This window comes from Planococcus circulans (assembly GCF_020023385.1).
Classification (GTDB): Bacteria; Bacillota; Bacilli; order Bacillales_A; family Planococcaceae; genus Planococcus.
Window position 1 is genome coordinate 22,602 of the sequence record NZ_JAIQCL010000008.1, and the last position, 23,859, is coordinate 46,460.

At 45.0% G+C, this 23,859-nt stretch carries 29 protein-coding genes, 1 pseudogene and 1 riboswitch; of the genes and pseudogenes, 6 read left to right on the plus strand and 24 right to left on the minus strand.

Going from position 1 to position 23,859, the window contains the following annotated elements; translation table 11 throughout:
* Window positions 1–11 precede the first annotated feature (11 nt).
* The 3 genes from K8U60_RS13370 to ytvA all read right to left on the minus strand — a co-directional run bounded on the left by K8U60_RS13370 (window position 12) and on the right by ytvA (window position 1,761).
* Complete coding sequence (locus tag K8U60_RS13370; protein WP_223640439.1) at window positions 12–296, minus strand: hypothetical protein; 285 nt, start codon at window positions 294–296, stop codon at window positions 12–14.
* Between the two features lie 168 nt (window positions 297–464).
* Window positions 465–884: an organic hydroperoxide resistance protein gene (locus K8U60_RS13375; RefSeq protein WP_223640442.1), complete on the minus strand. Its 420-nt coding sequence runs from the start codon at window positions 882–884 to the stop codon at window positions 465–467.
* A gap of 67 nt (window positions 885–951) precedes the next feature.
* A complete protein-coding gene (ytvA, locus tag K8U60_RS13380; RefSeq protein WP_223641345.1) occupies window positions 952–1,761 on the minus strand; it encodes a YtvA family blue-light photoreceptor in 810 nt (269 codons plus the stop codon).
* A gap of 137 nt (window positions 1,762–1,898) precedes the next feature.
* On the opposite strand from ytvA, the gene K8U60_RS13385 reads away from it, so the two are divergent.
* Both K8U60_RS13385 and K8U60_RS13390 read left to right on the plus strand, forming a co-directional pair.
* On the plus strand, window positions 1,899–2,603 hold the full coding sequence (locus K8U60_RS13385) for a type 1 glutamine amidotransferase domain-containing protein (RefSeq protein WP_223640445.1): 705 nt from the start codon (window positions 1,899–1,901) through the stop codon (window positions 2,601–2,603).
* Window positions 2,604–2,657: 54 nt separating this feature from the next.
* Window positions 2,658–2,861 (plus strand): hypothetical protein, encoded by a 204-nt coding sequence (locus K8U60_RS13390; protein WP_223640448.1) that lies wholly within the window; start codon window positions 2,658–2,660, stop codon window positions 2,859–2,861.
* Window positions 2,862–3,296: 435 nt separating this feature from the next.
* On the opposite strand, the gene K8U60_RS13395 is transcribed toward K8U60_RS13390, so the two are convergent.
* The 6 genes from K8U60_RS13395 to K8U60_RS13420 form a co-directional block, all read right to left on the minus strand.
* On the minus strand, window positions 3,297–4,490 hold the full coding sequence (locus tag K8U60_RS13395; protein ID WP_223640452.1) for a S1C family serine protease: 1,194 nt from the start codon (window positions 4,488–4,490) through the stop codon (window positions 3,297–3,299).
* A 14-nt stretch (window positions 4,491–4,504) separates the two neighbouring features.
* A complete protein-coding gene (locus tag K8U60_RS13400) occupies window positions 4,505–5,371 on the minus strand; it encodes a peptidylprolyl isomerase (RefSeq protein WP_223640455.1) in 867 nt (288 codons plus the stop codon).
* Between the two features lie 130 nt (window positions 5,372–5,501).
* Entirely contained in the window at window positions 5,502–6,905 is a 1,404-nt protein-coding gene (locus tag K8U60_RS13405) for a sensor histidine kinase (RefSeq protein WP_223640458.1), read from the minus strand.
* A complete protein-coding gene (locus tag K8U60_RS13410; RefSeq protein ID WP_223640461.1) occupies window positions 6,886–7,566 on the minus strand; it encodes a response regulator transcription factor in 681 nt (226 codons plus the stop codon). The genes K8U60_RS13405 and K8U60_RS13410 overlap by 20 nt, the downstream gene beginning before the upstream one ends.
* A 104-nt stretch (window positions 7,567–7,670) precedes the next feature.
* Entirely contained in the window at window positions 7,671–8,684 is a 1,014-nt protein-coding gene (locus K8U60_RS13415) for a YcjF family protein (protein WP_223640464.1), read from the minus strand.
* A gap of 64 nt (window positions 8,685–8,748) precedes the next feature.
* A complete protein-coding gene (locus K8U60_RS13420) occupies window positions 8,749–10,569 on the minus strand; it encodes an LTA synthase family protein (RefSeq protein WP_223640467.1) in 1,821 nt (606 codons plus the stop codon).
* Window positions 10,570–10,729: 160 nt separating this feature from the next.
* Between K8U60_RS13420 and K8U60_RS13425 the strand changes: the two genes are divergently transcribed.
* Entirely contained in the window at window positions 10,730–11,353 is a 624-nt protein-coding gene (locus K8U60_RS13425) for a flavodoxin family protein (RefSeq protein WP_223640469.1), read from the plus strand.
* A gap of 146 nt (window positions 11,354–11,499) precedes the next feature.
* Here the strand turns inward: K8U60_RS13425 and K8U60_RS13430 are convergent, their stop codons facing one another.
* From K8U60_RS13430 to K8U60_RS13450, 5 genes and pseudogenes are all read right to left on the minus strand, one after another.
* Entirely contained in the window at window positions 11,500–12,030 is a 531-nt protein-coding gene (locus K8U60_RS13430) for a histidine phosphatase family protein (RefSeq protein WP_223640472.1), read from the minus strand.
* A gap of 188 nt (window positions 12,031–12,218) precedes the next feature.
* Window positions 12,219–12,683, minus strand: coding sequence for a 6,7-dimethyl-8-ribityllumazine synthase (gene ribH, locus K8U60_RS13435; RefSeq protein ID WP_223640475.1), 465 nt, complete (start codon window positions 12,681–12,683; stop codon window positions 12,219–12,221).
* A gap of 41 nt (window positions 12,684–12,724) precedes the next feature.
* Window positions 12,725–13,327 (minus strand): annotated as a pseudogene (gene ribB / locus K8U60_RS13440) (3,4-dihydroxy-2-butanone-4-phosphate synthase); the annotation flags it as partial.
* Between the two features lie 17 nt (window positions 13,328–13,344).
* The gene (gene ribE, locus K8U60_RS13445; protein ID WP_223640479.1) at window positions 13,345–13,974 is read right to left on the minus strand and encodes a riboflavin synthase; all 630 of its coding nucleotides are present in this window, start codon (window positions 13,972–13,974) and stop codon (window positions 13,345–13,347) included.
* Window positions 13,975–14,262, minus strand: a complete 288-nt coding sequence (locus K8U60_RS13450) for a hypothetical protein (RefSeq protein WP_223640482.1) — start codon at window positions 14,260–14,262, stop codon at window positions 13,975–13,977.
* 62 nt (window positions 14,263–14,324) lie between these two features.
* Window positions 14,325–14,495, minus strand: a riboswitch (FMN riboswitch).
* Between the two features lie 166 nt (window positions 14,496–14,661).
* Between K8U60_RS13450 and K8U60_RS13455 the strand changes: the two genes are divergently transcribed.
* Entirely contained in the window at window positions 14,662–14,985 is a 324-nt protein-coding gene (locus K8U60_RS13455; RefSeq protein ID WP_223640485.1) for a CHY zinc finger protein, read from the plus strand.
* A 32-nt stretch (window positions 14,986–15,017) separates the two neighbouring features.
* Here K8U60_RS13455 and K8U60_RS13460 read toward each other — a convergent pair whose 3' ends face one another.
* From K8U60_RS13460 to K8U60_RS13490, 7 genes are all read right to left on the minus strand, one after another.
* On the minus strand, window positions 15,018–15,506 hold the full coding sequence (locus K8U60_RS13460; RefSeq protein WP_223640488.1) for a GNAT family N-acetyltransferase: 489 nt from the start codon (window positions 15,504–15,506) through the stop codon (window positions 15,018–15,020).
* A 121-nt stretch (window positions 15,507–15,627) separates the two neighbouring features.
* Window positions 15,628–16,452 (minus strand): metallophosphoesterase, encoded by an 825-nt coding sequence (locus K8U60_RS13465; RefSeq protein WP_223640491.1) that lies wholly within the window; start codon window positions 16,450–16,452, stop codon window positions 15,628–15,630.
* A 97-nt stretch (window positions 16,453–16,549) separates the two neighbouring features.
* On the minus strand, window positions 16,550–16,954 hold the full coding sequence (locus K8U60_RS13470) for a VOC family protein (protein WP_223640507.1): 405 nt from the start codon (window positions 16,952–16,954) through the stop codon (window positions 16,550–16,552).
* A gap of 95 nt (window positions 16,955–17,049) precedes the next feature.
* The gene (locus K8U60_RS13475) at window positions 17,050–17,835 is read right to left on the minus strand and encodes an ABC transporter permease (RefSeq protein ID WP_223640510.1); all 786 of its coding nucleotides are present in this window, start codon (window positions 17,833–17,835) and stop codon (window positions 17,050–17,052) included.
* On the minus strand, window positions 17,832–18,713 hold the full coding sequence (locus tag K8U60_RS13480) for an ABC transporter ATP-binding protein (RefSeq protein ID WP_223640513.1): 882 nt from the start codon (window positions 18,711–18,713) through the stop codon (window positions 17,832–17,834). Before K8U60_RS13480 ends, K8U60_RS13475 begins: the two co-directional genes overlap by 4 nt.
* Window positions 18,710–18,904 carry a PLD nuclease N-terminal domain-containing protein gene (locus tag K8U60_RS13485; protein WP_223640516.1) on the minus strand — a complete coding sequence of 65 codons (195 nt, stop codon included), beginning with the start codon at window positions 18,902–18,904 and terminating at the stop codon, window positions 18,710–18,712. Before K8U60_RS13485 ends, K8U60_RS13480 begins: the two co-directional genes overlap by 4 nt.
* Window positions 18,905–19,048: 144 nt before the next feature.
* A complete protein-coding gene (locus K8U60_RS13490; protein WP_411730370.1) occupies window positions 19,049–19,645 on the minus strand; it encodes a peptide-methionine (S)-S-oxide reductase MsrA in 597 nt (198 codons plus the stop codon).
* 241 nt (window positions 19,646–19,886) lie between these two features.
* Between K8U60_RS13490 and K8U60_RS13495 the strand changes: the two genes are divergently transcribed.
* On the plus strand, window positions 19,887–20,471 hold the full coding sequence (locus K8U60_RS13495) for a protein-L-isoaspartate(D-aspartate) O-methyltransferase (protein WP_223640524.1): 585 nt from the start codon (window positions 19,887–19,889) through the stop codon (window positions 20,469–20,471).
* Window positions 20,472–20,542: 71 nt separating this feature from the next.
* Here the strand turns inward: K8U60_RS13495 and K8U60_RS13500 are convergent, their stop codons facing one another.
* On the minus strand, window positions 20,543–21,049 hold the full coding sequence (locus K8U60_RS13500; RefSeq protein ID WP_223640541.1) for a DUF2243 domain-containing protein: 507 nt from the start codon (window positions 21,047–21,049) through the stop codon (window positions 20,543–20,545).
* A 300-nt stretch (window positions 21,050–21,349) separates the two neighbouring features.
* Between K8U60_RS13500 and K8U60_RS13505 the strand changes: the two genes are divergently transcribed.
* Window positions 21,350–22,045, plus strand: a complete 696-nt coding sequence (locus K8U60_RS13505) for a Na-translocating system protein MpsC family protein (RefSeq protein WP_223640544.1) — start codon at window positions 21,350–21,352, stop codon at window positions 22,043–22,045.
* 108 nt (window positions 22,046–22,153) lie between these two features.
* Here K8U60_RS13505 and K8U60_RS13510 read toward each other — a convergent pair whose 3' ends face one another.
* Both K8U60_RS13510 and K8U60_RS13515 read right to left on the minus strand, forming a co-directional pair.
* Window positions 22,154–22,348 carry a hypothetical protein gene (locus K8U60_RS13510; protein WP_223640547.1) on the minus strand — a complete coding sequence of 65 codons (195 nt, stop codon included), beginning with the start codon at window positions 22,346–22,348 and terminating at the stop codon, window positions 22,154–22,156.
* Window positions 22,349–22,620: 272 nt separating this feature from the next.
* Window positions 22,621–23,844 carry a MalY/PatB family protein gene (locus tag K8U60_RS13515; RefSeq protein WP_223640550.1) on the minus strand — a complete coding sequence of 408 codons (1,224 nt, stop codon included), beginning with the start codon at window positions 23,842–23,844 and terminating at the stop codon, window positions 22,621–22,623.
* Between the last annotated feature and the right edge of the window lie 15 nt (window positions 23,845–23,859).

Sequence of the window (23,859 nt, forward strand, 5' to 3'; positions counted from 1 at the left end):
CCTGTTTGATTTTAGTTTTCGTCTTCGGAGCCTATGCGCCCTTTACTGTCAGGCTTAACATCTTCTGGATGTCCACCATCGTAATCAGAGTCATTTCCGCCTGCATTATAAGAATCGCCGGTTTGTTGTTTCTGCTGCTTTTCTTTTTGCTGTTTACTCAAAGCATCTTCCGGATGTCCGCCGTCATAATCAGAGTCATTTCCTCCAGCATTGAAATTTTTCTTTTCTTCAACTGAATTCTGACCTGTAGATTCTGTATTTTTTGAAGTCCGTTGCTTCTTCTGCTCTTTGTCCATTCCCTCCATCCTCCTTTAATTTCAGTATGACTCTGCATTATATTTCTACCCTGCTCCGATTTTTTAAAACCATATTCTGTATTTTTTCAACGTCACTGTAAACTGCTGTTACCACTTATTAAAATAAAAAAAGCCGGAAACGTTAGCTTTCCGGCTTTTTTGGAATTCTTATACTATTTTCAATTCTACGTCCACATTGCCTCTTGTTGCTTTGGAGTAAGGGCAGAACGCATGTGCTTTTTCTACAAGGTCTTTCGCTGTCGCTTCATCGACACCTTCCAAATGGGCATTCAGTGTGACACCGATTTTAAAACCATCGTTGCCTTCATCTTTTAGGAAATGCACATCGGCTTTGATGGAAGTGCTTGAAACATCCGCTTTTTCTCTTTTGATGATTAGGTTCAAGGCTCCGTCAAAACAAGCTGAATAGCCTGCTGCAAATAATTGTTCAGGATTCGTGCCTTCTCCTCCGGGACCGCCCAATTCTTTCGGCGAGACCAATTGAAGATCCAATACATTGTCTTCGGAAACGACTCTTCCTTCACGGCCACCAGTGGCTGTGACAGATGTTGTGAATAATGCTGACATTTTTCCAACCTCTTTCCTGATTAGTATTTGAGAACAGTTAAAACTTACCTCTAATTCCAATACAGAGTCAACTGATATGGTTTTCACTTGCGGTTTTTTGTGTAATGAAATTTAAGGCTCTCTCAATGGTAGAAAAAGTGATTAAGCGGCTGTCCCGATCCAAGTCGTTTGCAAATTGCTGGGCAGCTGCTGGGGAGATACCTGTTACATAAAGATTGCTTCCCATAATTCGCAACGCTTCGTAAATCTGTGTGAACCAATAAAGGGGCGATTTTTCATTCCATGACAAGCCGGTGATATCGATGATGGCATGTTCAATGCGATGCTCCTGCACATATTCACATATTTTCACTTTCAAGGTTTCAAAGCGTTGCAGATTCATCGTCCCTACAAGTGCGACGGTCGCCACATTTTCCTGTACGGATAAAATCGGCAGCATCAACTTTTCAATTTCGTCTTCGTTGGCCATGATTGCCTGTTGCTGAGAACGTTCAAGTGTAATGTCTGTTTGAGTACCGATGAAATACAGCTTGTCCTCTATACGGACAGGTTCGATGGCAAGGCGATTCCAAAATGGCGAACCGTCTTTGCGGTAATTCTGCAACGTCAAGATGACCTTTTTTTCGTCCGCAATGGCTTCTTTCATTTTTTGAATATCTTCTTTTGCGGTTCCCGGTCCCTGCAAGAATCGGCAATTGCGTCCAATCACTTCTTCTTGTGTATATCCTGTCATTTCGATAAAGGTTTTATTGGTATAAATAATCGGATTGTCGTGCTGCGACGGATCGGTCACAATAGTACCCACTTTACTGCCATCAAGCATGGCTTCAAGTAAGGTCACCTGGGTTTTCTGGGTTAACTCTTTCAAGCGGTCCACCTCATCTTTCGTATCATGGAATAATCGTAGCATATCTCTGCAACTGAATCCATGAACTCCCCCGTTGCCACGTTTCAGGATTTCCCTATAGGGTAAATGAAGAAACAAGGACTTTCTAAAAGTAGGAGGAAGATATGATGGCAAAAGTATTAGCGGTTTTATCCAATGGCTACACGGACGAAGAAAATAATTACGTGACCGGTTGGTGGGCGGAAGAATTGTTCGCACCTGCATTAGAGCTCGAAAAAGAAGGGCACATTGTGGGATTGGCTTCTATTGACGGGGGCAAGCCAGTGGTCGATCCACTGAGCCTCAGCAAAGACTATGACCCGGATGGAATTTATAAAAAACAATACGAATCGGGCATGGCGGATAAAACAACTCCGATCGTCGATGTTAAGGCCAGTGAATATGATGCCATCATGATTGTCGGCGGACACGGAGCCATGTTTGATTTGGCGAAAAACGAAGATTTGCATGCAGTGATCAACATTGTCTATGAACTGGGCGGTATCGTCTCAGCTGTCTGCCACGGACCGGCTCCGCTGATTTTCACAAAAACCAAAGAAGGCCGCGGAATCCTTGAAGGTCTGAAAGTTACCGGTTATCCGAACGATATGGAACCGGAAGAAGTGGTGGATCTGTTGCCGTTCAGCCTCGAAGATGAATTGAAAAAAATCGCGGATTACCATGAAGAGAAAGACCAGGATGCTTATGTTGTCTGGGGCAGCAAACAAATACTTACAGGCCGGGATCCGCAATCTTCAGAGCTTTTCGGCCGGGAGTTGGCTCAGAAGTTGACTCAGCGCGAATTGCAGGCGGAAGAAAAGTTCGTGGATTGAACCTTTGCTTTATCGGGTAAAGATGACTAACAGTAAGTTCAAGGAGGCATTCAAATGAGTAATAGCGATAAAGACGATTACATGAAAGAGACTGAAGAAGAGGCTAAACGCCGTCCACCTGAAGAGAAAGAAGGACTGCAAGAGCCAAGGACTACAGGCTACAAGCCTTTGCAGCTGGGCATCATCATCTTTGTCGTCCTGGTTCTCATCATTGTTGGCTTCGGAATCGGAACAGATTGGTTCGGCATTTTCGATTAACACTTCTGCACCTGTGTAACTTAAGAAGTTCCCCAAAAAAAGCCTCCCGTTTATCGGGAAGCTTTTTTCTTATGCGGTTCGATTGTGTTTCCACATCATCTGGCGGTATCGGATAAAGCAGCCGATGCAATCGCCCGTGAATGCCGCTCCTCATTCCGACAGCATTTTAGCTGGCGGACTGTATTGTGCCAGGTTTGGACTGTAAGCTCTATTAATGGAATAAAAGCATTCTTCTTTTTAAAAAAATCCAAAAGACTTGCCACAATCTCCTGAAAGTCGCTGTTGCCTAGGGAAAACCGCGTACAACGCAAAACTGCTGGAGAAAAATCATTGATTTTTCTCCAGCAGTTTTATTTTAGCGTCTTAAAAGAACACCATTACCGGTAAGGCTTCCAGCGCTTGTCAGGGCTAAGCGGCCGCTTCCGCTTTTCTCCATCAAATGCTCTCCGTCAGTTTCAACTCGAAGCTCTGGAGTTCTCCATTTCGGTAGGCTTTGACTTTCAGGGTATCGCCGACTTCGGTTTCGTTGTAGAGATATTGGCGAAGCTCCAATACGGAGTTCACTGGTTTTCCATCCATTTCAACGATCACGTCAAAGTCTTTCATTCCCGCAGCTGCCGCTCCTGAGCCTTCAACTACTGATTCGACGACGATGCCGCCTTCCACTTCTGCCGGCAAGTTCAATTGAGAACTGCGGTATTGGGCTGGCACTTCAGCCAGATCCAAAATCGCGACGCCCATTGACGGACGATCTACAGCTCCTTCTGTTTCCAGGTCAGAAATAATCGGTATGGCGGTGTTGACGGGTATCGCCAGTCCAATTCCTTCCACAGCATCCTGGGCAATTTTCATGGAATTGATGCCGATCAATTGTCCTTCAGCATTGATCAATGCACCCCCGCTATTCCCTGGGCTGATAGCAGCGTCGGTTTGAAGAACTTCTGACTGCCAGTCTTCGGTGCCATCCTGGTTTACGTCAATCGGTACCAAGCGCTCCGTCCCTGAAATGACACCCGTGGTCACAGATCCCGAGAATTGAAGACCTAGAGGATTACCTATGGCAATAACCGGTTCGCCCGCTTGCAATACAGATGAATCTCCGAACTCAGCCACTGTTGAAATGCTGTCTCCTGGAACTTCCAACACGGCGAGGTCGGTCCAAATATCTGTACCGAGCACTTTAGCGTCGAGTTCCGTACCATCCGACAAGGTGACCATTACTTCTTCTGCACCTTCTACCACGTGGTTATTGGTGACAATGTAAGCCGTGTCCCCATCTTTTTTATAGATGACACCGGATCCTACACCCGCTTCTTGTGATTCCGCATCTTTGCTTGTCTGTGAAGCAAATGGATTTTGCTGCGCTGCCTGCAAATTCGATACCCCGACTACTGCATCGCTGGTTTCTTCAACGATTTCCGTCACATCTGAAGTGACAATCGTTGAGTTTGTCTGCAATCCGCTGACCGCTTCCGTTGTTGACGCCGATTCAGTGTTTCCGGGCTCTGTATCCGTTACTCCGGGCAGAATTACCCCCACCAATAATGCTCCTGCCATCAATCCTGTAAAGCTGGAAGCGAAATACCCTTTCTTATTTCTTTTCGGTTCAGATGAATTATAATAACCCATTTTTATTTCCTCCTCTATTCTGTCAGTTTATTGACGATATCGTATGACTCGGTTTTCTCAGCCAGCCATTCGGCATATTTTGTATTTAATGCTTCATCAAATAAGGTTTCCTTAATCTGTTGTTTGCTGTCTTCCAAGTTGGCTTCCACTGCATCGGTCTTTTTGGTTACCTGTATGATGTGGAATCCATAATCCGTTTGTACTGGATCACTGATTTCATCAACTTCCATACTGAATGCAGCTTCTTCAAATTCCGGTGCCATTTCACCTGCACCAAACGCCCCGAGAGCGCCGCCACTATCAGCATTGGCTGTATCTGTCGAATATGCTGCTGCCAACTCGGCAAAGTCACCGCCGTCATCCAGCTTAGCTTTAACTTCATCCGCCTCTTCCTGCGTAGCTACTAAGATATGGCTCGCCTCTACCTGCGAAGGCTGCTCAAATGAATCTTTGTTTTCTTCGAAATAGGTGCTGATCTGCTCATCCGTTATCTCAATATCCGGTCCTACGATTTTTTCAACCTTCAAGTATATTTCCATTTCCTCTTTGAGATCATCTATCGACATTCCGCTTGATGCAAGAGCCTGTTCAAGCGCCTCCGCTCCGCCATAGCTTTCTTCATAGACGGCCATTTCCGCATCAAGTTCTTCCTGCGTCACCTTGACGTCAGCCTTATCCGCCTCCTGGTTGACCACTTCGTTGGAAATCATCGCATCAAGTGTGGCCGCTCCAGCGGAAGCCACCATTTTGTCATACAATGCTTCTTTGGTTATTTCTGTATCTCCTACTTCAGCAACAGTTTCATCTCCTGAAAATGCCACCATCATAAAAATAGCTGTGGCCGCCAGTACGCCGATTCCAATATATAAAAGTTTTTTCACGTATATTCCCTCTTTTCCTAAGTCGATATACAAAGCTTATCAAGCAGTTATGAATAAACTATGACCAGAGTTTTAACAAAAATAAAAAGTTCAGGAAATAAAAATAAGACCTGGAATTGGTTCTTCCAGGTCATTCTTTATGCGGCAGACGGATGATGAATCTCGTTCCCTGCCCTTTTTCACTTTCCACCTGAATTTCTCCATCATGCAGCGTCACCAATTGTTTGACGATCGATAAGCCCAGTCCGAATTGGCCGCTGCCCCGCGATAAATCCGCTTTATAGAACCGGCGCCAGATCATGTCGATTTCTTCGATATCAATGCCCGCTCCATCATCTTCCACTGTGATCACCATGTGATCGGCTTCCGCATAGCTGGTCAGCGAAATAACTCCATTCTCTGTAAACTGAATCGCGTTCTTGACAATATTCATCAGAATTTGAATCAGCCGGTCCATATCCCCGTAGATGACGTCGCCAGGATTGGTATTGATGACGATTGAATCGCCTTTTTCTTTCGCCTGCAGATAAAGCTGTTCCTGAATAATTTCCAAAAGCTCATCTGCTTCGATTTCCTCTTTCGTCAGTACCACTTGATTGGATCTTATTTTTTCATAATCCAGATTTTCATTGACCAGGCGCATCAGCCGTTTCGTCTCATCGCTTGCCAGGCGGATGCCTTTTTCCCGTTGGCCTTCTTCAATCATATTGTTCCGCAAACCTTCGATAATGCCAGCAATCGTCGTTAAAGGCGTCCGCATTTCATGCGAGACATCCGCCATGAATTGGCGACGGCGATTTTCAAGCCGGTCGATTTCCTCATTTGATTTTTGGAGTTTGGCGGCCATCTTGTTGAAGTCATGTGCCAGATCTCCAAACTCATCAAAATTCGACTCGGGCAGATTAACATCGTAATGGCCTTCGCTGATCATCGAGGTTGCTTTTCGCATCCGTTGAATCCGGCTGACATGCAATTTCGATAACCATAGGCTGAGCAGCAGGGCAATCGCTAAAGCCACCAGGACCGTCGTGATCAAGGTTTTATTCAACTCAGCGATCATTTCACTGACGCCGCTGACGGGCGAGGCGAGCAGGACTCCTCCTGCTAGCTGGTTATTTTCGAAATAAGGCATGGCCACAAATGTCACTGTAAAATCGAATCGGTCCACGTCACGATTGACGACAAGGGTATCTCCCTGTTCAATGACATTCCACTCTTCCTGCGTCAGTTCCACTGGAGGGAACGAACCGGACACCGGATACAAAATCCGGCTTTGCTGGTCAAAGACGATGAAGCTGATATTCTGTGCCTCAAGAATCGAGACATAGGCCTGCAGATTGGTGCCAGGACGCGCCCGTTCCAGCTCGGCAATAATCCGCTCCCCATAATTTTCAAGTTCTTCGGCTTTCTCACCATAGGCAAAATCATCCACATATCGCACGAATAAAATGCTTAAAATCAAAAAAGCAATCAGCAAAATGCTCATATGGCTGGCGATCAGCTGATAGAAATACTTAATTCGTGTGTTCTTCAAATTTATAGCCAACTCCCCATACCGTATGGAACAGCTTGTCCCCGCCGTTGATTTTTTTGCGCAGGCGTTTAATGTGGACATCCACCGTCCGCTCATCGCCATAAAACTGATAGCCCCATACCTGTTCCAACAATTGTTCACGGCTGAACACCTGTTTCGGATGCTGCAGGAAGAAAATCAGCAGGTCAAATTCTTTTGGAGTCAGACTGTCGACTTCCTGGCCGTCTTTCACAATATCCCGTGTTTCCTTATTGACGGTGAAATGGACGGTTTGGATCAGATCCGATACAGGTTCCGTTTTCTGGGTACGCCGCGTGACCGCTTTGATGCGCGCCATTAAGGTCAGCGGACTGAACGGTTTGGTCACGTAATCATCCGCCCCCATTTCAAAGCCGATGACCTGGTCGGATTCACTGTCTTTAGCTGTCAACATGATGATGGGAACGGCGTTTCCTTCTTCGCGGATTTTGCGGCACAGCGCTATGCCGTCCATTCCCGGGAGCATCCAGTCCAGGATCAGCAAATCATAGTTGCTGTCTTTGTATTTCCGGTAACCTTCCAGCCCATCAGCCGCAAAATCACCTTGGATGCCTTCTTTTGAGAAGAACAGCTCAAGCATGGAGCTGACGCTCGGATTATCTTCCACTACCAATATCTTCATCCTGCACCTCCGACTATCTTTCTCCTAAAGTTAAATGACAAATCCGAAAGACGCAAGCAACTTGAAAACCGCCCTTCAAGGTGCGAAGGGCGGTTCAGCAGTTTTCAAGCTTTTTTCTCGCGATTTTTCAGCTTTTCAAACAAATCGCCGATCATATCGTAATCAATGGCAATATTATTTTCATAGGCGTATTTCACACCGTAGCCGAGCGCCAATGTCATGGACGAAGCCACAGTCCCACCGATGATGGATCCTGCTCCAGGTATGAATTTCAGCGCCTGGCGATAAATGGTGTGCCCGATGGTCTGCGTAGCTGTGACGACAATCATGTCTTTTGCCGCTTTTTTAGTCAGCGGCTTATCGTATAGATTCGATAATTTGATGATCAACCCTGCCTGCAATGTGGTCAGCGGCAGCACATCAGAACCCGGAATCGGCGATGCACCGATGACCCCTGCCGAAACGCCGGCGCCGATGATCCAACGTGTAGCAGCAGAGGATTTTTCTTTCATGCTTTTGGCGAAGAGCAGGTCCTTACCCTTCTTTTCGAGCAAAAAAAGGATTTCCTTCTTTAAGGTTTCCAAATTTTCTTCTGTCTTCGAAGAAATCGGAATGACTTTATATTTATGGGCGGTATGCTCTTTGACAAACTGGACGATGGACGGAATATTTTCGGCAGCATCGATTTTATTTAAGACAATCAAAATATCTTTATTGTGTTTTTCGATTTCATGGAATTTCTCTTTTTCACTTTCAGAAAACACCGTGCCTGCTGCATTCAGGAAAAACAGCACAACATCGGATTTCTGGACAAACTCCAACGTTTTTTTAGGGTTTTCGTCATTTGGGTCATTCAATCCCGGTGTGTCCATGAATTTGATATTTTCCAATCCACGGATATTGTAAGGATCTACACTGACCGTTTCTCCTGGCATCGGATTGGTGCTGGCGATATCCTCTCCGATGATCTTATTGACAGTGGATGACTTACCGGCATTCACTTCACCGATCAACGAAATCAACAGCTCTTGTTCGAGTGCGTCATTGACTTTTTTCATTTCGTTTTCAAACATTTTGTCCATCGCCTGAATGACTTCTTTTTCAAACTCTTTTACCATAGACCGGTTCCCCCTCATCTCTTACTTACATTCTATTATAACGGCTTACTCTCTACTGAGGAACTCATTCCTCGATATAGCCTTTCAATAAGGTATCCGCGTAATTCATCAGTGTTTCCGTATCCTCGATATGCTTTTTCGCTTCGCTGTTTTTTGCGCGTTCACTCATGGTTTTCAGGTCATACAAAACTTCCGGCAGTTTCGCCCCCGGCGCTTTATACAATTGTTCCGATTGGATGTAAGACCCTCCCGGCAAATAATAGCGCATGCCCAATAGATTCTTTTTATAGTGGAACAGGTTATGCCCCATCATCGGCTCGTCATGTTCAACGCCGAGCAAGGCCAAAAGCGTCGGCATGATATCCACCTGGCCGCCGAGGCGGGTCATTTCAGTTTCTTCAAACAAGTTCCCGCCTGTAAAAATCAGTGGAATGGTGTATTGGTCTTTCAATGAATAATCATGTCCTAAAAAGCCACTTAACAAGCGTTGGTCTTCATCAGTAACCAGTGTACCATGCATACCCGAATGGTCCCCAAAAATAGCGATCAGGGACTCATCATAAATGCCCTGGTCTTTCAGTGTCTGAATAAATGCACCAATTTGTTCATCTGCGTAGCGGATCGATTGCAGGTAATTCCCAATGTACATTTCTTCATACTCAGCTGGCAAATTTAGATACTGCATATCATCCGGCATTTCGAATGGTGTATGGCTGGTGACGGTTACGATATTGGCATAGATGCGTTCATAAGCTTCAAGCTGCCGAGGCAGCTCATTCGCTGCAAAATCGAACAGCACTTCATCGGCTGGGCCGAAACCGACCTGTTTGATATCCGGAATATCTTCGATTGAAAAAATCTCCTCGTAGCCAAGAACCGGATAAAGGACGTCCCGGTTCCAAAACGACACATCGTCAGCATGATAAGTGGCAGAACCATAGCCTTTTTCCTTCAAGCTCCGCGCCAAGGACGGTACTTCTTTACCTGTCAGGCTATTGGCGGTGGGAATCATCCCCTCCGGATACAAACCTGTATTGACCATCCATTCGGCATCAGAGGTGGTACCGGCCCCCACCTGCTGGAAGACAGTTGAAAAATAAGCACTTTCACTCAATAGCTCATTGAGATGCGGTGTAATCTCTTGGCCATTCAAGCTACGGCCGATGACAAAATTCTGCAGGGATTCCACTTGAATGACGAAAAGATGGCGGCCTTCGGCAACTCCAAAGCTTTCCTGCTCACTGACCTTCACATAGTTATTGCCTTTAAGCTCTTCCAGCTCTTTTGTTGACAGTTTGGTTGAGGAAGCATGTGCAGTTTCATTGGAGCGGTTATACAACTGGGCTATCTGAGACTGCAGGAAACCGTTTTCTTTTGCAAAATAAGAAACGTCGATGATTGGCTGTTGAAGCGCATAAACGACGGTCACCGTACAAATCGCTGCCGTACTGATAGCCACATATTTCAATCCTGTAAACTTCACAGGATTTTTCCAACGCCGCGCTATGAATAAGAATAGGACAGCGTCCAGGAAAAAGAGGAAGTCCCATGGAGACGACAGCATCGTAATGGTATTGCTGACAGAGCCGGTCTGCGTCAATTGCTGCAAATCATAGTAAGACGGAATGGTGGAATAATAGCGGATATAAAGTGTAACTGTAAAGAAGATGACGGAAACCAACAGGTTGAAAAGCCAGACCGTCCGCCACAACTGATTTTTAGCGAGTATCAAAATAACTGACAACAGTAAAGCCCACATCGGAAACTCGATCAGGAGGATCTGTAAAATCGATTTCGAGTCAAAAATAAGCACACGAAAAACACTCACTTTAATCAATAACAAAAGAAAAATGAGTCCATATGGCAACAACTCTGTTCTTTTCATTTGAACCACCTCTTTTCTACAGACAAATACTCGAATTGGATGTTGCATATATTACTTCCTAAAGGGAATAGGAGACTGTGTAAGTTGAACTGCCATTCCGCTGGCCAACAGCGGACTCGGTTGAATTTACAAAGACTGATCACCTAAAAGGAGCGATACCGTGCAGACATTAAAAGCGATTTTTCTTAATGCTTCGTTAAAAAGTTCAGAGGAGCCTTCCCATACCGAAGGATTCATCAATGATGTTCAATTCCATTATAATCGGTTGGGGGTAGAATCTGAAATTGTTCGTTTGGCTGATTATTCCATAGCTTATGGCGTCCAAGCAGATATGGGCGAGGGAGATGAATGGCCCCAGATTCTGGAAAAAGTTTTAGCTGCAGACATTGTCATTATCGGCACACCCATCTGGCTTGGAGAAAAAAGCTCACTGGCCACGCAAGCTATTGAGCGCCTATACGGCAGCAGCAGCGTCACCAATGACAAAGGACAAGCTATTTTCTATAACAAAGTCGGCGGTGCCATTGTAACTGGAAATGAAGATGGAGCCAAACACTCGTCTGCTTCCATCCTCTATGGACTTTCTCATATCGGCTTCGTTATTCCGCCGAATGTGGATGCCTACTGGGTGGGTGAAGCTGGTCCCGGAGACTCCTATATGGATGCTGGCCGAGACAACGAATTCACAAAATCCGCCATCCAGCGGCTTGCCTATAATACCTATCATTTAGCCGGCATGCTGAAAAACAATCCCATTCCAAATGAAGGAAACACGCTTGAATAATTGGCCTTTTTAATAATAGGGTAAAGCAAAAGCGAACGCGTTTCAGGCCGGCAGCAAGTTAAGCGCTGCCGGCTCTTTTGCCTTGCTTTAAAGACAGTCAAGCTCCCACTTTCAGATATGGAGGATGTGCATTCCACTTTATGGAATCAGCTCCAAATACGCTTCACAGAAGGCATCCCTTGTTTTATAGTCACTTCATAGACATCCGGATTGGTCAGTTTTTTCCACTCCGAAAACCCATAGCTTTTGTCGATTTGCTTCAGCAGCAATCCAAGTAAGTTTCCGTGGGTCACCGCTGCGGTTCTGTCTTTCATTTCACTCAAGACTTCCATTGCTCGGGCCGTTGCTTCTTTTCCCGATTCGCCTCCAGCCAATTTCAAATCTGCATCCCCAAAAGACGCCTCCAACTTTTCCATCCAGTCAGGCAAATCTTCAGTGCTTAGCACGCGTTCTGCCAAACGGTCATCGATTTCAATCGGCAAATCCAGCTGGTCTGCTGCCGGTTCGATGGATTGGATGGCACGTGTAAACGGACTGGAAATAAAATGGGCCACCTGCCGTTCCCGCAAGAACTCTGCCAAATCCTGCGCCTGTTTTCTTCCCGCTTCAGTCAATTCTGCATCCGGAGATTGTCCGGTCGCCTGGCAATGCCTGATCAAATAGATGATCTTGTCCATAACTCTCCCCCTAAATCAATTTTCCCCATTCAGATACACTTCAGAAGTATCCTTCAGTAATTTCACTATTTTCTCTGTAGTCAGCTTCATTGTGATTCATCAGTCCTATTGCTGTTATACTTTCCATTCCCCAAATTCGGCCTTTTAACCTCAAAAAAACTCCTGAGCAAAAGCTCAGGAGTGCTGTATTATAATTTTTTCATCAGATTTGCCATTTCTATGGCACCCGCTGCTGATTCCCAGCCTTTGTTGCCGGCTTTTGTGCCTGCACGCTCAATTGCCTGTTCAATGGAGTCCGTCGTCAAAACTCCAAAGATGACTGGAATATTGGCTTGGTCACTGGCTCTTGATACGCCCTTCGCGACTTCACTGCAGACGAAATCAAAATGAGGAGTTGCGCCTCTGATGACTGTCCCTAAAGTGATGACTGCATCATAGTTTCCACTCATCGCCATTTTTTTTGCTACAAGCGGAATTTCAAAAGCTCCTGGCACCCAGGCAATGGAGACATCATCTTCTCCAACACCATGGCGCTTCAAAGCATCTTCCGCGCCGCCCAGCAGTTTACTCGTGATAAATTCATTAAAACGTCCGACAACTATGCCGATCCGCAGTCCTTCACCGTTTAAATATCCTTCAAAATGTACAGTCATTCAGTTCCATCTCCTCTGGTAGATTAGTAGGCTGTCGTGTTTTGATTTTTTTGCTGGTAGGATACCAGATCTTTAATCGTGAGAATACCAAGGCCGAGCCGTTCCGCCACTTTCAGCAAATCGTCCACACGCGCCATTGTGCCGTCCGGATTCATGATTTCGCATATGACGCCTGCAGGGGGTGATCCCGCAAGCTTCGCCAAATCGACAGCTGCTTCGGTATGTCCAGTGCGGTCAAGCACACCGCCATCTTTCGCAATCAATGGAAAAATATGCCCAGGACGTTTAAAGTCTGTTGCTTTCGCATCCGCTTTCACTAAACTGGTGATCGTGTGGGAGCGTTCAAAAGCACTAATCCCCGTCGTTGTATCTTTGTGATCGATACTAATGGTAAAAGCAGTACCGAATTCATCTGTGTTATGGTCGGTCATTAGGCCGATCTGCAAACTTTGAGCGATGGATTGGGCAATTGGCACACAAATCAGCCCTCTTCCTTCAGTCGCCATCAAGTTGACGATTTCCGGTGAAGCAAACTCTGCCAATGCGATGAAATCGCCTTCGTTTTCTCTATCTTCATCATCGATGACGATGATGGCTTTGCCATTTTTCAAATCTTCGACGGCTTCTTCTACGGTGTAGAACATCTCTTCAGCGCCTCCTTTTAAAATCCGTTTTCCGCCAGCCAGCCTCTGTTGATCTTTGGTTCTGCTGTCTGGATACGTTCGGTGTATTTCGCCAACAGATCACATTCGATGTTGACCTTGTCGCCGATGCCTTTTTCGCCTAACAGTGAATCTTCCTGTGTTGTGGGAATCAAAGAAATGGTCACCGTATTATGGCCAAGCGCAAAAATCGTCAATGAAGTTCCATCTACTGCAATAGAACCTTTCAGCATCATGTACTTCATCAACTGTGGATTGAGCTCAATTGTCTTCGTCACAGCATTCGCTTCTTTTTTCACTGAACGGATCGTACCGACGCCATCAATATGGCCACTGACAAAATGGCCGCCGAAACGCCCGTTAGCTGGCATAGCACGTTCTAAATTCACGCGTCCGCCTGCTTTCAATCCGATCATCGTCGAAGACTTGACCGTTTCCGGGATGACATCGACTGTGAATGTGCTGGAACTGAATGTAGAGACAGTTAAACAAACTCCATTAATGGAGATGCTGTCTCCGCGTTTAATGTCCTCTAAGATCAGCGCACAGGAAATCGTTAATTCCATAGCCTGGGGTTTAGTGCGGACTGAAGCGACATGGCCGACTTCTTCGACAATACCTGTAAACATTTAGGCACACTCCTCCGTTCTGTTTGCCAGACTGTATTCAATTGGGGCCGTACGAGTTTTTGGGTGCTTTCCACCATGGGGCTTATGGGTGGTGAGGAAAGGGTTGCTCAGAAGGTTTTGTATCCATAAATAGATGTACATGTGCCCTGCTTCTTTTTCAAGATTGCCGGTTTTCCGGCAGTTTTTCTTACCTTGAAGAAGCCCATTTTCCTTGAAGGAAAGGAGCGGGATTAAAAATGATCGCATCGTGATTTCAGGGACTGGTCCCTGAAAGGAGTTTTTGGTCATACAAATTCCTCCTTTCAATTTCAACTAATTGAAAAGAAGAGGCACATAACGAAGCCGATCTCTGAATTCTTCTCCCATCCAGACTGTAACTGTCGGTGCTGGAATTTCACCAGCTCCACCGCTTGAGCGCTCAAAACATAGTGGCCTATGTCCGCATTCGCTCAATCGGGTCACGGACTTGCAGTTTCCTGCTCACCGCCGGTAAGGAATTTCACCTTGCCCCGAAGAATTAGATTCGTAGTTTCGTCCCTTTCATAGTAGCATAGAAAGAAACTGAACCCTATAAATCAAAGTGATTATTTTCAATGAGCTTTGCAAACAAGTACTTGAAACAATCTGTGAAGATTTCCCGGATTCCACTCATACATCCTATCCCTTTTTCAGAAAGGAAGATTTGAAATGGCCCACCATCATAGAGTGAAAGGCATTCAAGTGGACGCCGAAACACGTTGCGCCCATTACCATTCCCCCATCGACCGCATCGCCATCAAGTTCTTTTGCTGCCAGGAATATTTCCCCTGCTTTGAATGCCATGCAGCTGCCGGCTGCGGAAAGCATCAGGTTTGGCCAAGGGATCGTTTCCATGAAAAGGCGGTTTTATGCGGAACCTGCGGATACGACCTGTCTGTTGATGAATATCTAGCCTGTGCATCTACTTGCCCAAGCTGTTCTTCACCGTTCAATCCAGGCTGCAGTCTGCATAAGCACCTTTATTTCGAATAAATGCAAAAAGCCAAGCGGCAGCATTTCTGCTGTCACTTGGCTTTTTTTGTATACAGGGACATAACATATTGTTCGCCTTTAGAGCGCATAATCCGTCTGCCTGTGTCTGTAAATCCTGCCTTTTGATACAGGCGCTGAGCTGGTATATTGCGGGCATTGACCCCCAGCACCACTTCATCAAAATCCGGGAATTCCGTTTCCATGAATTCAGGTAGTGCATAGATTGAACCGGTCGCGATGCCTCTGCCCTGAAATTTCGGATTCACAGAAAATCCCCTCAACAACAAAGCTTTCGGATTGTCTGAGTATTTCTTGCGGTCTTCCGATTCATCCAATTCAAAAAACCCGGCATCTTCTCCACGTGCTTTGATGATGATGAAATGCTTTAATGGATCTTTGGCATCTTTTTCCACAATTTCTTTCGGCAATCGTGTAAACTCCAGCTGATCTGATGGCAGATCATAGTCAATTGACACTTTTGAGGAATAACGGTGCAATGAAACTTCTTTTTTCTTGATCACACTTAGCAGCCTCCCTGTTTGCATTCACTAATCAGCGATCGGCTTGAAACCGGCAAGCCTGATCAGCTGCTGGTGGTTGGACAGACATCAGTCAGCCTATAATTCACGACCCATCATTCGCTTATCCTTTTTCCAGCGTTACAACAACAATTTCCGGCAAATTGAAAATACGGACAGGAAAAGTACTGTTGCCAAGCCCGCGGCTGACAACCATTTTCGATTGACCTTTTTCGAAGATTCCTTCCGTCACTTTAGGAAACCACCCTTGCCCCGGAGCAATCAACCCACCAATTCCAGGAATACGGATTTGTCCGCCATGAGCATGGCCAGAGAAGACGACATCTACGCCTCTTCCCGCATAAATAGAAAAATATTCCGGTCGATGTGCCAGCAACAATGTAAAATCGTCCGTCAACTGTGCCTGATCGAGGCTATGCTGAGTCACTTCTTCCTCATGGAAATCAGGTTCCATGAGCGGATCATCGATTCCTGCAATCTGGATTGTTTCCTCATCTTTTCTCCATTCGACAGAATCATCCGCCAGGACCGTGACACCTCGTTCCTGCAATGCTTCCATAATTTCGTCTACCTTATTGGAAGCCACTTCATGATTGCCAGTCACGTAATATACTTCACTCATTTCTACGAGGGCATCCACCAAAACCAAACTGGCATCCAGATCATAGCGGTTGCTGTCCACAAGATCTCCTGTCAAAAAAATGGCATCAGGTTCAGCCGCTTCCACCTTTTCAATCAGCGACGATTGATTTCTTCCAAAAGTCGCGTTATGTAAATCGGATACCTGAACAATTCTTGCTCCATCGAAAGCTTCCGGCATCTTATCCGATGCTATTGTATATTCAGTGGTTTGCACCCACTTATTGCTGCTCCAGATTCCACCCCATACCACTAGCGCGAGCAGTAAGAATACTGCCAGTTTCTTCATAAAAATTAACCTCTATTCGATTCTGATTCAGTCCACGGGGTTGTCATACCCCCTTCTTTTCTTTTGGCAACGCAGCCAAAAACGTTCCAAGCTTTCCTTATACATGGACGTTCCCTTCACCTGGTGCTGTGATTTCAATTTTCAAGCGATCAGGCCCCTCAAGGAAAACCGCATAATAATTTGGACCACCTGCATAAGGGTGAAGATCTTCATACAGGACTTGCGCTCCCCATTGTCTCATTTTTTGAGTCATCACGTCCACTTGCACGCGTGAAGCTGCCTGAAAGGCTAAATGGTTCAACCCCGTTTGTTTCCGGTGATATGGAATCTGGATGAATTGCTCCTCCGTTTGCACAAACACGATATATGTTGGACCTGACTTGTAGCTGAAGCCTTTTTCCCATTCCTGAAACAGGGCATACCCGAGCGGCGGCAACAGCTCACTGTAAAACGATTTGGCTTCCGGTAAATTTGAAACATTAAGTTCTACATGATGCAGCAATTGCTCCAGCTCCTTTTCGCCAAACTTCCGATTTTATCCCCAAAGTACATATCCCAGCAAAGCCCTTGCCGCTTTTTATCCGATTTATTTCCCTATTAGACTTTTGTTTTAGCTTTGTTTTTCCGAGATATCCAGCTTCCGAAACCGAATAAAACCAAAATGATAACAACAGTAATTCCGACGGCTCCCCAGAGGCTGGGAAGATCCGGGTTCCCTGTCAGCCAAGTTGCTGCATACTGAGGGATTTTGACTGGTGAGACAGACCAATTCGCCCCCAAAAGACCATCGGCTAATTGAAGAAGCACATATAAAGCAAATGCGGCAGCGGCGGCAAGTCCACCATTTGGCAAAGCGGCACTTGCAGCTAAAACAATGGTGAGGATGAGCAATACCCAGAAACTATAGAAGCCGATCATTTGAAGAAGCTTGATGATTTCTACCTCTCCGAAAAATAACCGTGTATAGTAATAGCCCGAAAAGAAACCGAGCCAAACGCTGGCCAAGGAAATGGCAGCCGCCACCACCCACTTACTTAAGAAATAAGCGGAAAAAGAGAGTGGGCGCACATACAATAAAGTTGCAGTTCCACTTTTCCGTTCCCCAGCTATGGTTGCCATATACGCGAGAATTAGCACAGCCATACCAATGGTTTGAAATTGTTGAAGGACCGCCATTAAAATTTGTTCCGGTGTCGGGGTCGGTATTTCAAAAACCGCACCTTCCGGCAAACCGCCGGATGCTTCCAGTATTTGCGGAAGAAAGTAATTCACTGCAGGTTCTGTAATTCCCAAAAGGATAAAAATAGCAGGTATCCAGTAAATTTTATAATTCCGTATATTTTCCCGCCACTCTTTTTGCATCAAAATGCCGAAATGCTTCATTTGCCAGCAACCACCTTTAAAAAGATTTCTTCCAATGAAGCTGTTTGAAACTCGACGCCTAGAACATCTTGTTTTTTAGAAGCCAAAACCTGAAGTACCTGCTGCATGGTTGGACCACTTTTCTGAACCGGAAGAAAGATGGAATTCTCTTTAACTTCAGAACCCCATGCCTGTCCTTCAGCAAACTCCACCGCTTGGGCATAGTTTTGAAACCGGATTCGGATACGGGGATTGGCATGCCGATCTCTGACTTCACTCAACGAGCCTTGCTCAATCAGCCGCCCGTCTTTCATAAACAGCAACTGGTCTGTCATTTCTTCCGCGTCGTTTAAAATGTGGGTCGAATACAGGATCGTCGTATCCTGTTGCAGAGATTTCAACAAATCCATGATTTCCCGACGTCCGGTAGGATCCAGAGCTGAAATCGGTTCGTCCAAAAGAAGCAGTTTTGGCTGATGGACAATGGCCTGCGCAAGACCCAGACGCTGTTTCATCCCTCCTGAAAAAGCTCCGGTTTTTTTAGTCAAGGCAGTTCCGAGTCCTACAAATTCCAATGTGCGCGTTGCCTGTAATCTCGCTTTCTTTGTTTCAACACCACTTAGTTTTGCAGCCATTTCTGTAAATTCAAGAGCTGTCAACCAAGGAAAAAATTGCGGATACTGGGGAAGAAAGCCGATTGTCAGCCCTTTGGCCATCGTGACTTTCCCACTGGTCGGAGACAGGAGATCAGCCAACATCGATAAAGTTGTCGTTTTCCCTGCTCCATTCGGACCAATCAAAGCCGTGGCCGTGCCTTCTTCCAATGCAAAAGAGAGTTCTTCAGCTGCATTTTCCTGTCCATAACGTTTTGTCAGTCTTTCTACTTCTACGATGTTCAATAATTTTTCCTCCCAATGACAAAGTATAGAATGGGTCCAATAATGTTAATGACAACAATAAAGATGCCCCACATCCATTTCGGACCGTTTGGATTTGGGTTTTTTATCAAGTCTACCAATGCAAAAATCATCAGAGCCAATTGGATGATGAGGATTGGCAACAATGCCAAAATCAAAGTTGTTTGATCCACTGGGTGTCACCTCTTCTTAATATTATTTTAAAAAACCGTACAGTTCTATGTTCTCTGCCTTCGCTGTCTTTCCCTTTTTTTAAAAAACGCAAAAAAAAAAAACCGAAAACTGCGTTCGTTCGGTTTTTTCTCCTTTTACTTGGTCTACCATTTCATCTTTGAAAAAAGATCAATCAAATAGGCCTTTTCTTGTTCGTCAATGTTCCACTGAGCCATTTCTTCCAGCATACCAGCTTTTGTACCGAAGCCTTTCACAAATCCGTTTAACCGGGCAGCGAAAGTTGAGTCCGTCAGCAATGCCGGGTTCGGGTAAAGTTCAGCGGTCTGTTCCAATGCTTTCGGATAACGCTTCAGGTAGTATTTTTGATGACGTTCCTCGGCCGGAGTGAATTGGCTGAAAGGTGAAATTTCCGTTTCAATCAGCTCCCCTAACTGCAGCTCCATTTCTTCTTTGATTACGTCAATCGTTCGCCGCTGTTGCTCTGTGTGGTAATGCAGTAAAGAGATATACTGTCTCCCTTTATAATTATCGCGATTCGGGTAATGATTCTGCCAAAATTCCCTAAGCACCTCTGCATAGCTGATCATCAATGGATCAAACTCAATTTGGACTGTTTCTGTATGATCGCCCATGCTGCGGTAAGTAGGAGACGGGAACGTTCCACCCGCAAAACCGACACGCGTTCGGACGACTCCAGGGATGCTCCCGAACCTCGCCTCCGGTCCCCAGAAACACCCCATCCCGAATGTAGCAAGTTCCAGTGGCCGACCGTTTTGATAGAGTCCTTCTTCAATTTTTTTAATGGTCTTTTGCTGAAATCCCATCATAAACACCCCTTCTTTGAAGACACCGATCTCCGTAGCAATTACTATACAGTTCGCAATGATTTCCTTAAAATTAACGTAACAAGACTGCTCAGAAAATGCATGGCTCAGCTACTCCGTTTGGTGCAGCTCCAATAAAAGAAAGCAGGTGGAAGTAATGAACAGTCAACGAAAAGAAATCATCTCCTATTTCAAACAGATGGACCGCAGCTTTTTTATGGACACCAACAAGGACCTGGCCTCTTTCGACCAAGCCCTGCCGATTGGATTTGAACAAACCATCTCTCAACCATCTTTGGTTCTCGAAATGACCTTAGCACTTGACCTTCAGCCAAAACAGAAAGTACTCGAACTCGGAACAGGGTCAGGTTTTCAAACCGCTTTGCTGGCCGCTTTTTCTGGAACCGTCTATACCATCGAGAGAATTGAAGAATTGCAGAAGCGCGCAAAAGAGCGGCTAGAGCAATTGGGTTTCCAAAACATTCATTATAAATTGGGTGATGGCAGTGAAGGATGGGAAGAACACGCACCCTTCGACCGGATCATGGTCACCGCTGCGGCTTCCGAAGTGCCGAGAGAACTGCTCGAACAATTAAATGGGGGTGGAAAAATGGTTATTCCGGTTGGAAACTCATTCAGCCAGGAACTCCGTTTGATTGAAAAGGATATAGACGGTAAAACCCATACCACAATTTTAAATGAAGTCCTATTCGTTCCATTAAAAGGAAAGTACGAAAAGTAAAGCCACTATTTTTCTTGTGATGATAATTGCAGGCACACACTTTGATAAAAGACTGGAGAATTCGAGGTTCACTACCGATTTCCATTGGACTTTATTGGCGTGTTCGGGGTTTGCCAAAGCAGAACTATTCCAGCTAAAAGCAAAATCACCGCTGTAATATTCCAAACCAGATCATACGGCAACAAATCCACGCCGTAGCGAATTTGGTGAAGCTCTAATAACTTATGTTGAATGATGCCATCGTAAAGTTGAAAGGCTCCGGCACCAACCAATATGCCACCTGCCCATCTCTTAGGCCACCAGGCTTTTCGCCGTTGGAGATCAGCCAAAAGAAACAGGGAAGCTACAGTCGCAAACCAGCTGAAAGCATGAAATAAGCCATCTGAAACTAGTCCTGCATCCGTTGTGGATCGATCATAGAAATGATGCCAGTGCAACAATTGATGAAATACAGTTTCGTCGATAAACGCCACTAAGCCGATACCAAATAAAAGTCCTGACCAGACGTTTCTTTTGGCATGGACTCTACGGTTTTTCTCTTTTGTGTAGTCAACGGTTTTGACTGTAGATGAAGGCATGGAATCCTCCTTTCTTGGTCAAGCGAGCAGAAAAATGCCCGGGCAGCTTTTTCCAAATAATACCCTTTTTTTACCGGTACCAAACAAATAAACAAATGAAAAACCTTATTCCTGATTCAAAAATCCTAAACTTTTTTACAAAATCGCTCCTTTCTTCCAAAATACAGAATTAAGAAGTCAAAATCCCAATATCTCATTTCGATTTCTTTAAATGCCCGTGCTAATCCCGTATAATGAAGCCAATTGAGCAATAACAAACAGCCGGAACTTTACAGCCACACAATAAAAGGAGAGCTAAACATGTCCAAAGAAAAAACAATGCACACTGAAGTCGGCAGCTATATTTCCACCTTATTGCGTGACCATTTTGGAAAAGGGCCTACCTCAGTATTCGTGACAGTCAAACCTCCTTTTATTTCTATACACCTTCGGGGATTTTTGGCTCCAACTGAAAGAATTTTGCTGAAACAGCAGGAGCATCGAAGGGTGTTGGAAACGCGGGACCTATTGATGAACCAGTTGGCAGCAGATATAAAATTGGATTTATGGAAGATTGGAAATCTGGAAGTTGAAGAGGTATATGCAGACTGGAATTTAGACGATCAAACCGGGATGATATTGGCGATCATGGCGGATAAGTCTGGAGCAAAAGAAATTGAATGGGATTCAGCTATTCAGATTGAAAGTGTCCGTGAAGAAGTGAATGAAGCCAGCCGAAAAGCACAAAAAACACCTGAATCGACAGAGCTGTACTGGTTAAACAACCGGACACTATTGATCGAGCGGTCCGGAATTTTTGTTGAAATCGAAAAAGAGTTGATCCGTGGTGGCTTTGTCGAGGAATTGAAATTAGTGAAGCGTCCTTTGGAGCGAAGATTATTATTGCAGACACGCATCGAAGCTATTCTCGAGCAATCTATTTTGGAAGTGTTCCTCGACTGGAACTTCATTTCGGATAAAGGGTATATTGTGTTGTTGCTGGAAAACGCCAAATAAGAAAAAGCCAGCTTTAGCTGACTTCTGAAACCATGGACAAACTACTCGTCCATGGTTTTTTTCAATTTGATAACTTCTTGGAGCCTTCCGCCTTCTATAAAATCTCTTTTAGCTGCTGATGGTCTGGGCTGTCTGGCAATGGGGACAGAACTCATACGAATCTTCTTCCTCCAGCTGCTCGATATAATCAGCACGATCTGTAAATTCCCTTTTTTCCACAGGCGTTTCTACAAACCCGCACCGGTCTCCCGCAAATTGGCGTTGATGGATTTTCTTTTTCTTGTGATCCACAAAGTAATGCATGAAATTCGCTTCCTTTCTTTTTCAGAAATAGAAAAAGCCGAAAAGAATCACCTCTGTTTCAAGGCAATCTTTTCGGCTTTTATATCAGCTCTATCGTCTGAAATATTTAACCAAGATATAAAATTAGATGTGAGATGGGCAGTAGCCACAATTACGAATGGAATTTTATACCAAGTCGGAAACGCTATCGTTTTCCAAGTCTTTTTATTATACTAAATTTCGCAGTAAAGGTAAAGTGACAGTAAATTCAATTGCCTGTAAAATCAGACAGTTTATTGTTCCTCTACTTTTCTCAAATCCTTTTTATGGGAAATGTCTTCGAATTCTTTGGCTATTCGTTCTAAAGCTTCTTTAATGAGCGGCCGTGGGGAAGGTGTACAGATTCTTTGATAGAATTCCCCTTCTTCACCGAACATGCTGCCGTCTTCCAGCAGGACATTGGCTTTATTATAGATACGGTCGTGGATATCTTTTGCTGAAATGCCGTAGCCGCTGAAATCCAGCCACATAATATATGTGCCTTCCGGAATGGCTACCTTCACTTCAGGCATTTTTTCAGCTAAGAATTCCTTTATATACACCATTGTGCCATCAACGTAATCCTTTAACTGCTCAAGCCAATCCTCACCTTCGTTATAAACGGCAATCAATGCAGCAATGGCAAATGGAGAGGCCAATTGCATACCCATTTCAGTGGCGAATTTAGTGCGCAGCTCTTCATCCGAAATGATGACATTGGTGCAATGCAATCCCGCAACATTAAAGGTTTTGTTGATGGCTGTACAGGTGATGATATGGTCGGTTTGGTCGGCTACTTTAGCCATCGGAATAAATTCCTTTCCACGGCGCAGCAAATCTCCATGGATTTCATCAGCCACGATCAAGACATTGTGTTCATGGCAGATGGCAGACATCTTTTTCAACTCTTCTTCATTGAAGAGTCTGCCTGTCGGGTTATGTGGATTACAAAGAATGAACATTGTCGTATGGTCATCCTTTGCCTTGGCTTCGAAATCCTCGAAATCGATGGAATAATAACCATCGGCCTCCTGTTTCAGCGCGTTGTTCACTACTTTTCTGCCGTTTCCTTCAATCACGGAAGTGAAAGGAGGATAAACTGGACGTTGGATGATGATGCCATCTTCCAAATTCGTAAATGCCTTAACCGCAATATTCAATGCATGAACCGTGCCTGGGCTATAGACAATCTGCTCTTTTTCGACTTTCCAGCCATGCCGCTTCTGCATCCAGGACTGGATGGCCTCAAAGTATTCATCCGGAAAAACGGAATAGCCGTAAATCCGGTGATCCACTGTTTTGTGCAAAGCTTCAACTAAAGGCTGAGGAACCGGCAAATCCATATCGGCGGTAAACAGCGGAATCGTGTCCTCATCGTATCGTTCAGTAAGACCGAATTGTTTGATCAGGTCCCCTCCATCCCATTTCATGGAGTAAGTGCCTCTTCTGTTGACGATTTCATCAAAATTATATTTCATGCGAAACTCCCTTTC